Source organism: Paenibacillus mendelii, assembly GCF_024498075.1.
In the GTDB taxonomy this organism is placed as follows: Bacteria; Bacillota; Bacilli; order Paenibacillales; family Paenibacillaceae; genus Paenibacillus_Z; species Paenibacillus_Z mendelii.
Genome location: NZ_JANHOF010000026.1, coordinates 23412 through 36097, shown reverse-complemented (window position 1 = coordinate 36097; position 12686 = coordinate 23412). Strand labels below are relative to the sequence as shown.

Below are 12686 nucleotides of genomic sequence, written 5' to 3'. Positions count from 1 at the left end.
CTATGGTCAGATTCGAAATCACTTCTTGCCAAGGATTCACTCCTCTTGAGCATAGACAAGCTGCAAAACCCATCCAGTCCAATTCAAAACCTTTAATTGAAAGTGGGGCAACTAGAACATGAAAGCAACTGGAATTGTTCGTCGTATCGATGATCTTGGCCGGGTTGTTATCCCTAAGGAAATTCGTCGAACGCTGCGTATCCGCGAAGGCGATCCGCTGGAAATTTTCGTCGACCGGGACGGCGAAGTCATTTTGAAGAAATACTCGCCAATTGGTGAGCTCGGTGATTTTGCCAAAGAATATGCGGAGTCGCTCTCTGAGAGTACAAGCCATATTACGCTGATTTCCGACCGTGATAATATCATTGCGGTTGCCGGCGCATCCAAGAAAGACTATATGGAGAAGCAAATCGGCTCCATACTGGAGGCTTGCATGGAGAACCGGAAGACCGTAATGGAGTCGGGTGGCGGATCCTTCGAAGTGGTGAAGGATACCGAGGAGAGCTTCAGCTCCTTCGTCGCAGCACCGATTGTCGCTGGCGGAGATCCCATTGGAACGGTCGTGCTGCTCAGCAAAGAGGAGTCCGTCAAGATGGCGCAAATGGAAGTGAAGATGGCAGAAACCGCTGCCGGCTTCCTAGCCAAACAAATGGAGCAGTAAGGTTGATCAACAGCTTCCTTGGAGCGTATGCTCTGCAGGAAGCTTTTTTTCTATTCGCGCGTACAACCGCCAACATTCACATGACCGCGCTTTGGGGTATAATGGGAGCATGAGTAAGGATGGGCAGGTGTAAGCAATTTGTTGAGGGGATCGGATCCACGCCAGCCGCTAGGGAGCGGGTTAGGCGATACATCGCAGGAACGGCTGGACGGGGTCCCTCAGGCGCCTAAGATCGGGAAGTCCCCATCATCGGCGGTCTGGAAGGGCATGGCTCTGATGGGGGCCGCAGTTATCATAAGCAAAGTGATCGGCACGCTTCAGAAAATTCCGTTACAAAATATAGCCGGCGACCGCGTATTCGGGATCTATAATGCGGTGTATCCGTTCTACCAGCTGTTTCTCGTGCTGGCTACGGCTGGATTTCCGGTCGCGGTATCCTTGCTCGTTGCGGAACGGATCGCAGAAGACGATCGTGATGGTGCACGGCGGGTGCTTGGCGCGAGCACGCTGCTGCTTGCGATTACAGGAGCTGCCGGATTTCTGCTCATGTGGTTCAGTGCAGAGCTGACGGCGGGCTGGATCGGGGATGCGGCTGCCGCACCGGCAATCAAGATGGCATCGCTGGCGCTGTGGTCCATGCCCATACTTGCCGCGCTGCGCGGCTATTATCAAGGTCTCGGCAGGATGCTGCCAACCGCTGTCTCTCAGTTGTCCGAGCAGGTGATACGCGTCGCGGCCATGCTTGCGCTGCTTGCCATTGGCTGGAGGCTGGGATGGGCGGATGAGAAGCTCGCCGCAGGAGCGACCGCAGGATCAGCCGTCGGCGGATTGGCAGGGCTTGCTGTAATGTTGTTTATTTGGCTGCGCGACCGTAGACCGGGTCGGCGAGGGAATTCAGAAGCCGCTATCGCCATGCTGCGCCAGGTGCGGCGTCTGGCAGTCATTGCGCTGCCAGTGGCACTGGGCGCGCTTGTCGTTCCTGCATTGGGTGTCGTAGATGCTTTCACGGTACCTCGCTTGCTGCGTGGACACGGGCTGGGGGAAGCTGAGGCCATGGCGCAATTTGGCTTGTACAGCCGCGGTCAGCCAATTGTTCAGCTGGTTATCATGGTTGCCGGAGCAATGGGCGCCGCCCTCGTGCCTGCCCTGGTAGCCGCGCGTGCCCGTGGAGATGAAGCGGGCACGCAATTGCATGCATCGCTCGCGATGCGCGGGGCCTGGTGGATCGGCGGTGCCGCTGCGGTCGGGATCGCGCTGCTCGCGGGTCCCATGAACATGATGCTGTACGCGGACCATGCGGGCACCCTCACGTTCGCCTTGATCGGGTGCACGGCCTTGGCCGGTACCGTGAACGCAATCGCCGCCGCAGTGCTGCAGGGGCTCGGTGCCGTTCGGGCGCCGGCGCTGTTCATGCTCGCGGCCGCGGCGCTCAAGGCCGCGCTGAACGCCGCGCTCGTGCCGGCGCTGGGCATCGCCGGCGCGGCCTGCGCCGGCATCGCGGCGCTCACGGCGGCTGCCCTGCTGGCCGCGGGCGCCGTCCGCCGCACCTGCGGTGCGGCTATGCCCGCGCGGAGCGCCGCGGGCATGGGACTCGCGCTCGCGGTCATGGCCGCGGCGCTCGTCTTGGCCGAGCGCGGCTTCGCCCCGCTGCTCGGCGAGGCGCTGCCGCCACGGGCGGCAGCTGCGGCGCTCGCGCTCGGGGGCTCCGCCCTCGGCGCAGCGCTGTTTGCCGCCGCCGGGCTGCGCCTTGGCGGCCTCACGGCGCGCGAGCTGCGCGTGCTTCCGGGCGGCGGGGCGATTGCCGCCCGCCTAAGCCGCTGGCGGCTGCTTCCGCCCGGCGATTAGCCGCGGCTTTCCGCAGCCATCCCGCCCTGCCGCTTTGCGTAGAAGGGCGGACACGACAATCTACGAAGGAGCGCCGGCTTCGGCAGCGCTCTTAGAAATACACCATAGGAAAGGGTGAACCCCATGAACAAACCTGCAATTACGGTCGTCGGACTTGGCTCCGGTGACGCTGATCAGCTTACCTTGGGCGTCTGGCGTCAGCTCCAATCCGCCGCACACCGTTATGTACGGACGGACAAGCATCCCATGATGCGCCTGTTCACCGAGAATGACATGACCTATGCCTCATTCGACAGCTTGTACGAACAGCTGGATTCATTCCCGGATGTCTATGAAGCCATCGCGGCTTCTCTTATGGATAAAGCCCGGGCGCTGGCGTCCAGCGCACCGGCGGCAGAGGAGCCGAACGTGTCCGCATCGGCCAGCACCGCCGGCTTGCCCGCTCACGGTGTTCTATATGCCGTTCCGGGTCATCCCATGGTGGCGGAGCGCACGGTGCAGCTGCTGCGTGAGCGCTGCTCTCAGGAAGGCATCACACTGACGATTATCGGCGGGGAAAGCTTTCTGGACCAAGCCTTCACGCGGCTGGGGTTTGACCCGATCGAGGGGTTCCAGCTGCTGGATGGTACGGAATTAAAGCCTTCCTTGCTTCGTCCCGAGCTGCATACCGTAATCGGCCAGGTGTATGATTCGTTTATCGCATCCGACGTAAAGCTAACGCTTATGGAGCGTTATCCGGATGAACATCCGGTTGTGATCGGACATGCGCTCGGTGTGCCCGGCGAGGAGCAGATTCATACGGTTCCCTTGTATGAGCTTGACCGGATGGAGGGCTTCGGAAATTTGTCGCTCATATGGATTCCACTGTCAAATGATGACGAGCTGCGCAATCGATCATTCGAGCGGCTGCATGAAATCGTAGCGATATTACGCAGTCCGGAGGGCTGTCCGTGGGACCGCGAGCAGACCCATCAATCGATCCGCAAGAACTTTATCGAAGAGACGTATGAGGCGCTGGAAGCGCTGGATAACGACGATCCGGACGGCATGCGCGAGGAGTTCGGGGATGTCGTTCTACAGGTGATGCTGCACAGCCAGATGGAAGAAGAGGTCGGATCGTTCTCCGTTTATGACGTCATTCAATCCTTGAACGAGAAGCTGTTGTTCCGCCATCCGCATGTCTTCGGCGAGTCAGGGGCCCGCAATGCGGAGGAGGCTCTCCAGAGCTGGGATCGGATGAAAGCGGAAGAGAAGCTTCGCAAAGGGATGGATGCTGCGGGTCAATCCGTGCTGGATGGCATACCGCCGGACCTGCCAGCCCTAATGAAAGCTTACAAGATTCAGAAGAAGGCCGCGAAGGTTGGATTCGATTGGGATGCAATCGGTCCGGTACTGGACAAAATTCAAGAAGAGCTCGATGAGTTGCGGGAAGCGATCGCCTCCAAGGACGCCGAGGAGCAAGCAGGCGAGCTAGGGGATCTCCTATTCGCCGCCGTTAACGCGTCGCGCTTCATCCATGCCGATCCGGAAGAGGCGCTTACGCGGACGAATCGCAAATTCAAAGAAAGATTTTCATATATTGAGGACCAGCTCCGTATAAGTGGGCGAACCTTTGACCAGACTGATTTAACAGAAATGGATCGTTTCTGGGAGGAAGCCAAGCGAATTCGCTAGGTTCATATTCAAGGTGCGTCAGATGTCTGGATGTACTTGTTTGAGGAATGAACAGGCGCCAGCCGCACATGATGAGCTGTCTATTTCTTCTTCACTGCCGTCAAAATTCGTCTTGAAAATGCAAGTTTCGCAAAAAAATTTACCAACTGGGCAGGATTTTTTTAGAAACAGGCAGAATTAGTAGTAGCGAACGAAAGCAGCAACACAAGCAACAACAAAAAGCAAAGCAGCAGATGCAGCGCATTAACCGCTTTGTGTGTCCAGTGACGGGCGCGTCAGAGTCTGGCGGCATCATGCCGTCTATGATGAATAAGGAATATTAGGAGGCCAACTAATTATGAACAAAACAGACTTGATCAACAACATTGCAACAAAGAGCGGTTTGACTAAACGTGACGTAGAAGCCGTATTGAACGGTTTCATGGGTGAAGTCACCGATGCTCTTGCAGGCGGCGAGAAAGTACAACTGATCGGTTTCGGCACATTCGAAACGCGCAAACGTTCCGGCCGCACGGGCCGTAACCCACAGACGGGCAACCCGATTACGATTGCGGAATCGAAGGTTCCTGCATTCAAAGCCGGCAATAAACTGAAAGACGCCATTAAGTAATCCATGCGTCTGGATAAATTCCTTAAAGTATCGCGGTTGATCAAACGGCGCACAGTTGCCAAAGACGTCTCCGATCAAGGTCGCGTCTGGATCAATGACCGCGAAGCCAAAGCGAGCAGCACCGTCAAAGTCGGCGACGAGCTCAAAATTCAATTCGGCCAGAAGATCGTGACCGTCCGCGTCGAGCGGCTAGCGGAAACGACCAAGAAGGACGAGGCGAGCGGCTTATATACTTTGCTTAAGGAAGAAAGCCGCCAGTCCGAGGATAAGCTCGGCTGGTAAACAAACATTCGGATGGCTGCTTATGCTCGGGCAGCACCGCCATACAAACCGATCGGCCTTTTCTGACATAGACAGAAGAGGCCGATTTTTTGTGCGTCAGAGCGGCTTACGGCAATGCCTGATGAACCGATAGATCTTCTAGTCGCCCAGAACGCGTCATATGTATGGCTATCATTCAACTGCAAGAAGAGGAGGAGTCGCCTTGCTTACCACCGGCAAGAACATGACCACGATGCTGTGTGCGCTTTGGCTAATCGTGGGAGTATTTATCGACGGTTATCACCATCAGACCGATGTGCTGGAATCCTTCTTCACCCCATGGCATGCGATGCTGTATTCCGGCTTTGGCGCTTCCGCCGCATGGATGCTTTATTTGGTGTGGCGTAACGTTCGGCTCACCAGGCAGCCCATTCTCCAAGCCATTCCGGTTGGTTACGGAGGGGGACTTCTCGGAGTCGCCGTCTTCCTGCTTGGAGGTATTGGCGATCTGACGTGGCATGAAATTTTCGGCATCGAGCAAGATATCGCCGCGCTCCTCAGCCCGAGCCATCTGCTGCTCCTGGTCGGCATTCTGCTGATTGTGACGAGCCCGCTTCGCCAATATTGGACGCTCTCTCCCTATGCCAAGCCATCGTTTCGCTCCTTCATCCCCGTGCTGTTATCCGCAAGCTTCGCAGCGGCTATGATGGGCTTCTTCCTCATGTATTCCTGGGAGCTGCGCGAGATGGTACCGGCCCAAATGTGGCATGACCGGTATTTGTCGAAGTTTATCCCGATATCCTCAGGAGGCGAGGAGCTGCTGCTGCAGGATTTGCAAATTCGCGGCATTATGAACATTTTGGTTACGACCGGCGTGATGCTGTTCCCGATTTATTGGCTGATGAAAAGATGGCAGCTGCCGTTCGGCAGCGTGGCGGTTCTCTGTACGCTGCCCAATGTGTTTATCGGCATGCTGAGTGCATTCGAAGGCTGGGCGATCCTGCCGCTTGTCCTTGCCGTCGGTCTGATCGGCGACCTTATGCTCCTGGGCGGCAAGCGCCGCAGGCTGTTTGCGGTTGTATTGCCGATCCTGCTCTGGGGGTTCTACTTCATTGTGCTGGCTCTGCTGGAAGGGGTATGGTGGCCGGCTGAGACTTTGGGCGGTGCGGTCGTGCTGAGCGCCATCGTATCTTATGCCCTGTATACCTTGTCGGCCCCGTCCGCGGAATCGGGTTCCGGGTCAGCCGGCATTTCCGGATAAGGGCCGGAACGGAAATGTTCTAAAACCTGTCCCCTCCCCATAGTCTAGTGATAAAAGGAGGGGACAAGGGCAATGGTGGAGAACGGGAAAGCTCAGAAGCGCCAGGAAGTGAAGATGCTCAACCGCAAGGTACTCGAGGTCACCGGCGTTATGAATGTGGAGAGCTTTGACAGCGAAGAATTTTTGCTCGAAACGGAACTCGGTTTTCTGACGATTCGCGGGCAAAATTTGCATATGAAGCATTTAAGCTTGGAGCAAGGTCTTGTCGCCATCGAAGGGCTCGTCCATTCGCTCGCCTACTTGGACGGGAATACGGCAGCCAAATCAAAAGGCTTTCTAGGGAAGCTGTTTAAGTGAGCCTGAGCGTGCAGTGGTTGACAATGGCGATGATGCTGCTGTCGGGCATCGGCATGGGGGTCGTGTTCGACGGCTACCGTGTCGTGTCGGACGAGCTGAAGGTCAACCGCTGGTGGATTCCCGTATTCGATCTGCTTTATTGGATCGCGGCGACGGTCATCGTGTTTCAAGTGCTGTCCGCAAGCAACGAGGGCGAGGTGCGGACATACGTATTTCTGGGGCTGCTGCTTGGTATCGGCTGTTATTATTGGCTGTTTAGCCGGATTGTCGTCAGGCTGGTGCATGGGATCATCCAAGCGACCCGGGCGATTATTCAATTTATGATACGGGCTTTCGTACTCCTTATCATTCGGCCGCTGCAGCTCCTTTATAAACTTGCGAAGGTGATTCTTGCATTTTTACTTGCATTTACTATATTCCTAATTAGAATTGTGTTACAATTGCTTCGTCCGCTTTGGGTGCTGGTCCGATGGATGACCAGGCCAATCGTTCAACCTGTCGGCAGATGGATGACAAGTTGGTTGAGACCGCTTGCCGCGCGATGGCGTTTGAAGGAACGAGGCGATAAAGTTACCCGGTTTATAATTAAATGTTGGAAGTATGTTTTCAAACGATCCAAAGACGGGTAATGACGATCATACTTTGACGTCAGGAGGTCCATGAGCTATGGCCGCAGCGCAACCGAACAAAACAAACGTATACGAAGGCACGAAACGCCGGCTGAAGATCTGGTTTGTTATTGTCGCGCTATTCATGGGCTGGGCGCTTTATACGCTATATACCCAGGTGGGAAAACAGGGAGATGCTGAGCTTCGGTTAGCCGAGGTCCAACAGAAAATCGAGGAAGCGAACAAACAAATGGACGAACTGCAATTGCAGGTTGACCGTTTGAACGATCCTGAATATATTGCGCAATTGGCAACGAAAGATTTGAACTTGGTTAGAGAGGGCGAGAAGCCGATTCGGGTCAAGTAATAGGCTCGCAATCGGGTATACGTCTGTTGACCTTGCTTCTCTGGTTCGGTTATAATCACGATAGGAATCGCATTTTAGAGGCATTCACGTCATATAATCGCTCAGAGTCTTTTCCATTGAAGCATGAACTGCTTCTCATAACGGTTAGGGAGGAACATTTTTATCTATGGCAATTGAAGTGGGCGCCAAGTTAGAGGGCAAGGTGACAGGCATTACGCATTTCGGAGCATTCGTCGATTTGTCGGGGGGTGTCACGGGGCTCGTTCACATCTCAGAAATTGCCGATAATTACGTCAAGGATGTTAAAGACCATTTGAAGCTGGAAGATGTCGTTACAGTGAAGGTCATTAATGTTGATAAAGACGGGAAGATCGGACTTTCGATTAAGCAAGCCATCGACCGGCCTGAAGGTTCTGCACCGCCTCAGCGCGATCGCGGACCAAGCGGCGGCGGTTTTAATCGCGACCGTGGACCAAGCGGCGGCGGTAGCGGCGGTGGTGGTGGTAGCTTCAACCGCGGACCAAGTGGTGGTGGCGGCGGCGGATTCAATCGTGGACCGAGCGGCGGCGGTGGTGGCGGACGTCCATTCAAATCGCAGTCGGGTAAACCGGCCTATGGCAAACCGTCCTTCGAGGATAAAGTGTCCCGCTTCCTGAAAGATAGTGAAGAGCGCATTTCCTCCCTGAAGAAGAACACTGAAGGTAAACGAGGCGGACGCGGCGCGAAGCGCGTTTGATGAATAGAATATACAGGCAGAGCCATGCAGGCTCTGCCTTTTCTATGTCCAATCGAGAGCTTCCAGCCTTGCAGCACCGGAAGACGACAATCCGAATGTCGATGAATAGGATGACTTCGTATGCGAAGGATATGATTTATATAGGAATGGTTTGCTTGTACCGGCTAAAAAGGACCCGAATGTAAAATTATATTCTCATTTACCTCGAATATTCCCCCCTAAATCAAAAACTTTTCTTGTCTTCTCCACCATTCCCGACAGGTTCGGACGGCGTTTCGCCCCGAATGGACCGCTGCAGCTGTAACAGTTTTTGTTGAACGATAGGTCGGAGAGACCGTCCCCAGCATCCTCAAAGCCATGTGTGCCATGAGGCCGCGCCCAAGCGACAACTCTTCGAAAGCGCTTGCTTGTTTGTCGGAAAAAACTTTAGAGCGGGTTACGCCTTCTGACAAACTTTATGAAATCCTGCTCCTATAATTAGAACCACACTAACTCGGGAATGGTGGTGTTTTAATATTATGGACAAGCACAATGTGGTTATGTTTCCAGGCGTTCAGAAGACAAGCATCGTGCAGACGGCAGTTCGCAAAGGATTAGACTGGGCGATGGCGCGCCGTGTGGTACAACTGATATCAGCAAAGAAATGGACGTTCGCGCTGATGGCGGTCGGGTTTCTATTAGGACGAGCGGTTATATTGGAGTCGCTTACTCCATTTGCCGTTGCTTACTTTACAGTGGTCTATTTCTTAAGGCGAGATGCTTATTTACCGGTAGCCTTGTCCATCGTGGCGGGCAGCTGGCTGGCCGTTGCGCCTGATCCGATCTGGGTCGCCATGGAGCTCGCCGTCGTCTTCCTGCTCATGAAAGGATTAGAGGCCTATGAGCGGGCGGAATTATCATATGCGCCGCTCCTTGTCTTTCTATCCACCTTAGTCGTCCGGTTATTCGGTGTTGTGATCGCGGACACCTTAGACTGGTACCGGCTCACGATGGTCGGGGTGGAAGCTGCGCTGGGCTTCGTCCTCACCCTCGTATTCGTACAAGCCGTACCGGTGTTAACGATGACGAGGCGGACATCGGCGCTCAAGAATGAGGAAATTATTTGTCTAATGATCATGCTTGCCTCTGTGATGACCGGGGCGGTCGGTTGGGTCGTCTATGGTTTATCGATTGAACATATCATGTCGCGTTATATGCTTCTGCTGTTCGCGCTTGTCGGAGGGGCGCCTCTTGGAGCCTCGGTCGGCGTCGTCGCAGGACTTATACTGAGCCTGGCGGACTTGAGCGCGATTGTCCAGATGAGCCTGCTGGCATTCGCCGGTCTGCTGGCCGGTCTGCTTCGCGAAGGCGGCAAAATGGCAGTCGCTTTCGGAATGCTGCTCGGCACTTCCATTCTAGCTATTTATATCGGCAATCAGACGGATGTCATGGCATCTACCTGGGAGTCGATTGTCGCAGTCGCTTTGTTTCTGCTTACACCACGCTCCCTTGTACGGACAATCGCGAAGTACGTGCCGGGGACGCAAGAGCATGTGAAATCACAGTATGAGTACGCCAAGCGGGTCCGTGATGTGACGGCACAGCGTGTGGCGCAATTTTCGGAGGTGTTCAGGCAGCTCTCGCGCAGCTTCGGCCAAGTGAGCGGAGTAAGAAGCGAGAGTGAGAAGAGAAACGAAGTTGTGGAGCATTTCATGAACGCGGCAGGTGAGAAGACATGCAGTACCTGCCACAAGAAAGAGCTGTGCTGGGACGGTAAGTTCTATCAGACGTATAAGATGATGACGGAGATGATGACCGCCGTTGAAGGAGGGAAGCGGCCGAGTCCAAGGGAGGTGCCGAAGGAATGGAGCAACCATTGCTCCAAATCGCAGCAGGTGCTGGGCGTGATGCAGCAGCAGTATGAATTGTTCCAGCATGACCAGCATTGGCGCAAGCAATTAAACGATTCCCGTGTGCTCGTGGCCGAGCAGCTGTCCGGCGTATCGCAGGTGATGGAGGACTTGGCGCGGGAGATTAGGCGGGAGGGCCAGCAGCTACATTTACAAGAAGAGCAGATCCGAGAGGCGCTAGAAGGGCTCGGTTTATCCATACAAGGCATTGATGTTGTCAACTTGGAGGAGGGAAATGTTGAAATTGAAGTGTATCACAGATTCGGAAAGGGGTATGATGAATGCCGAAAAATAATTGCTCCACTGCTGACAGATATTTTAGGCGAATCGATTGCCGTGATGTCCGAGCAGTTCCCGGATAAACCCGGTGAGCCGGCGCTCGTGATATTCGGCTCGGCGAAGGCGTATGAGGTCGAGACCGGCATTGCCGGTGTGGCCAAGGGAGGAGACCTGCTGTCGGGAGACAGCTTCAGCACGGTTGAACTCGGCAATGGCAAATTTGCGGTGGCCATCAGTGACGGGATGGGCAACGGCGAGAGGGCCAAGCAGGAGAGCAGCACTGCGCTAACGATATTGCAGCAGCTGCTTCAATCGGGCATGGATGAGAAGCTTGCCATCAAGTCTGTTAATTCCGTGCTGCTGCTGCGGTCGTCGGACGAGGTGTTCGCGACGGTGGATGTGGCGTTAATCGATATGTATACCGCAAAGACGACGTTTCTCAAAATTGGCTCGACGCCCAGCTTCATCAAGCGGGGCAGCGAGGTGATTCCCATCTCGGCGAATAACCTGCCAGTTGGCATTCTGAAGGAAATCGATGTCGATCTCATTCGGGTCCAGCTGATGCCTGGCGATACGTTGATCATGATGACCGACGGTATTTACGATGCCCCCGGACATGCCGTCAATAAGGAGCTGTGGATGAAGCGGGTCATTCAAGAAATCAAATCGGATAGTCCGCAAGAGATTGCCGACTCTCTCCTGGAGACCGTGGTGCGCTATCACAAAGGCGAAATCCTCGACGATATGACGGTCGTCGTCGCCCGCGTGGAGAAGCATCAGCCTGAATGGGCGACCTTTCGGTGGCCGGGCCTCTCTAAGGTTGAACGCCCAAGGACGGTGAGCTGATTCCTGGCATCATAACGTACAATCAAGGAGCGCCTTCCATGACAAGGGTCAGGAGGGCGCTCTTATTCCCTTTTAAGTAAAGTTTTAGAACATACATCCAGTCCATGTGATAGACTATGAACGATCGGCCTGTCCAATGGCGGGCTGTGATGATGATGGCATGATGGCAGCTAATATTCATGTTGAATGGAGAGTCCATGGATGAATTCATTATGGAGTATAACCCTATTATCCTTCTTTCTTGTGGCAGCACTAACTCCCGTGCTCATACGCACGCTGCGGACCCTGAAGCTGACGCAGCCGATCCGGGTGGAGCTGCCTCCTGATCACCAGGCCAAGCGGGGAACGCCGTTGATGGCGGGATTGATTCTGCTTATCGGCGCGCTTACCTCGACCCTGTTCCGTCCGGACCCCCTTGCCTTGTTTCTGAGCTCGACGTTCGTTCTCTTCAGCGTGGTCGGGTTTCTGGATGATTATAAGAAAGCGGCGCATCAAGATCCGTCCGGCATCTCGGGCAAGATGAAGCTTGTTCTTCAATTTGGGTTTACGGGCATCCTCTTATTCATTCTAATAGACCAGTTCTCATTATCTCCGGTCATTACGGTTTTCAAAGGCTATTCAGCCGCCCTTCCGCTTTCGTTGTATGTCGTTCTGATGATGCTATTTATTGTCGGATCGGCCAATGCGATTAATTTTACCGATGGATTGGATGGCTTGCTCATCAATGTAGCGATTCCGACCTATTTCTTCTTCTTTATGATATCGGAACGACCCGAGGTCAAGACGTTCTCCCTGGTCATGATTGCGTGTCTGCTCGGATTGTTTATATATAACATTTTTCCGGCAAGAGCCTTCATGGGCGATACCGGCTCCTTAGCCATTGGAGGCTCCTTATCCTTTCTGGCCATTCTCGAGAAGGTCGAGATCTTTATACCGCTCTTGTTCCTGATTTATTTTGCTGAACAGCTGTCGGTTATTTTACAAGTATGGTATTACAAGAAGACCAAGCTGCGTCTGTTTCGAATGGCTCCGATCCATTATCATTTTCGATTGAAGTACGGATGGAGCGAGAATACGATCGTGATCGTGTTCGGCATGGTGTCATGGGCCTGCGCACTGCTGAGCTGGCTGTTATGGCGGTTTCTTTTTTAGGGGATGTGAGGTGTCGAAGTCTGCCGGTTGGCAGGCTTTTTTTTGTCCCGCGGCCCTATCAGGCCCAAGGCAGTTAGAAAACGTGGAAGACGAAATTTTGTCCATGAACGGGCCGTTAGCGTACTAGAGTCTATTGAGCC

12 protein-coding genes are annotated in these 12686 nt (G+C 54.4%); all 12 read left to right on the top strand.

Annotated elements, in window-relative coordinates:
* Positions 1-118: 118 nt before the first annotated feature.
* The 12 genes from spoVT to mraY all read left to right on the top strand — a co-directional run bounded on the left by spoVT (position 119) and on the right by mraY (position 12546).
* Positions 119-661: a stage V sporulation protein T gene (spoVT, locus tag NNL21_RS33915; RefSeq protein WP_204822599.1), complete on the top strand. Its 543-nt coding sequence runs from the start codon at positions 119-121 to the stop codon at positions 659-661.
* A gap of 267 nt (positions 662-928) precedes the next feature.
* A complete protein-coding gene (locus tag NNL21_RS33910; RefSeq protein WP_204822600.1) occupies positions 929-2506 on the top strand; it encodes a polysaccharide biosynthesis protein in 1578 nt (525 codons plus the stop codon).
* Between the two features lie 123 nt (positions 2507-2629).
* A complete protein-coding gene (yabN, locus tag NNL21_RS33905; protein WP_204822601.1) occupies positions 2630-4180 on the top strand; it encodes a bifunctional methyltransferase/pyrophosphohydrolase YabN in 1551 nt (516 codons plus the stop codon).
* A 337-nt stretch (positions 4181-4517) separates the two neighbouring features.
* Positions 4518-4790, top strand: coding sequence for an HU family DNA-binding protein (locus tag NNL21_RS33900; RefSeq protein WP_204822602.1), 273 nt, complete (start codon positions 4518-4520; stop codon positions 4788-4790).
* 3 nt (positions 4791-4793) lie between these two features.
* Positions 4794-5072, top strand: a complete 279-nt coding sequence (locus NNL21_RS33895; protein ID WP_204822603.1) for an RNA-binding S4 domain-containing protein — start codon at positions 4794-4796, stop codon at positions 5070-5072.
* 202 nt (positions 5073-5274) lie between these two features.
* Positions 5275-6312 (top strand): hypothetical protein, encoded by a 1038-nt coding sequence (locus tag NNL21_RS33890; protein ID WP_204822604.1) that lies wholly within the window; start codon positions 5275-5277, stop codon positions 6310-6312.
* A 72-nt stretch (positions 6313-6384) separates the two neighbouring features.
* Positions 6385-6669: a sporulation protein YabP gene (gene yabP / locus NNL21_RS33885; RefSeq protein WP_204822605.1), complete on the top strand. Its 285-nt coding sequence runs from the start codon at positions 6385-6387 to the stop codon at positions 6667-6669.
* The gene (gene yabQ, locus NNL21_RS33880) at positions 6666-7298 is read left to right on the top strand and encodes a spore cortex biosynthesis protein YabQ (protein WP_256555665.1); all 633 of its coding nucleotides are present in this window, start codon (positions 6666-6668) and stop codon (positions 7296-7298) included. The genes yabP and yabQ overlap by 4 nt, the downstream gene beginning before the upstream one ends.
* 37 nt (positions 7299-7335) lie before the next feature.
* The gene (locus NNL21_RS33875) at positions 7336-7644 is read left to right on the top strand and encodes an FtsB family cell division protein (protein ID WP_204822606.1); all 309 of its coding nucleotides are present in this window, start codon (positions 7336-7338) and stop codon (positions 7642-7644) included.
* A gap of 166 nt (positions 7645-7810) precedes the next feature.
* On the top strand, positions 7811-8380 hold the full coding sequence (locus NNL21_RS33870) for a S1 domain-containing RNA-binding protein (RefSeq protein ID WP_204822607.1): 570 nt from the start codon (positions 7811-7813) through the stop codon (positions 8378-8380).
* 518 nt (positions 8381-8898) lie between these two features.
* Positions 8899-11394 (top strand): stage II sporulation protein E, encoded by a 2496-nt coding sequence (spoIIE, locus tag NNL21_RS33865; RefSeq protein ID WP_204822608.1) that lies wholly within the window; start codon positions 8899-8901, stop codon positions 11392-11394.
* A 201-nt stretch (positions 11395-11595) separates the two neighbouring features.
* The gene (gene mraY / locus NNL21_RS33860) at positions 11596-12546 is read left to right on the top strand and encodes a phospho-N-acetylmuramoyl-pentapeptide-transferase (protein ID WP_204822609.1); all 951 of its coding nucleotides are present in this window, start codon (positions 11596-11598) and stop codon (positions 12544-12546) included.
* Positions 12547-12686: the final 140 nt, after the last annotated feature.

Bases quoted from the DNA above. Each gene is read 5' to 3' on its own strand.
- NNL21_RS33875 (WP_204822606.1), top strand. From the start codon at position 7,336: ATGGCCGCAGCGCAACCGAACAAAACAAACGTATACGAAGGCACGAAA.
- NNL21_RS33910 (WP_204822600.1), top strand. From the start codon at position 929: ATGGCTCTGATGGGGGCCGCAGTTATCATAAGCAAAGTGATCGGCACG.
- spoIIE (WP_204822608.1), top strand. From the start codon at position 8,899: ATGGACAAGCACAATGTGGTTATGTTTCCAGGCGTTCAGAAGACAAGC.
- NNL21_RS33900 (WP_204822602.1), top strand. From the start codon at position 4,518: ATGAACAAAACAGACTTGATCAACAACATTGCAACAAAGAGCGGTTTG.
- yabP (WP_204822605.1), top strand. From the start codon at position 6,385: ATGGTGGAGAACGGGAAAGCTCAGAAGCGCCAGGAAGTGAAGATGCTC.
- NNL21_RS33895 (WP_204822603.1), top strand. From the start codon at position 4,794: ATGCGTCTGGATAAATTCCTTAAAGTATCGCGGTTGATCAAACGGCGC.
- spoVT (WP_204822599.1), top strand. From the start codon at position 119: ATGAAAGCAACTGGAATTGTTCGTCGTATCGATGATCTTGGCCGGGTT.
- yabN (WP_204822601.1), top strand. From the start codon at position 2,630: ATGAACAAACCTGCAATTACGGTCGTCGGACTTGGCTCCGGTGACGCT.
- mraY (WP_204822609.1), top strand. From the start codon at position 11,596: ATGAATTCATTATGGAGTATAACCCTATTATCCTTCTTTCTTGTGGCA.
- NNL21_RS33870 (WP_204822607.1), top strand. From the start codon at position 7,811: ATGGCAATTGAAGTGGGCGCCAAGTTAGAGGGCAAGGTGACAGGCATT.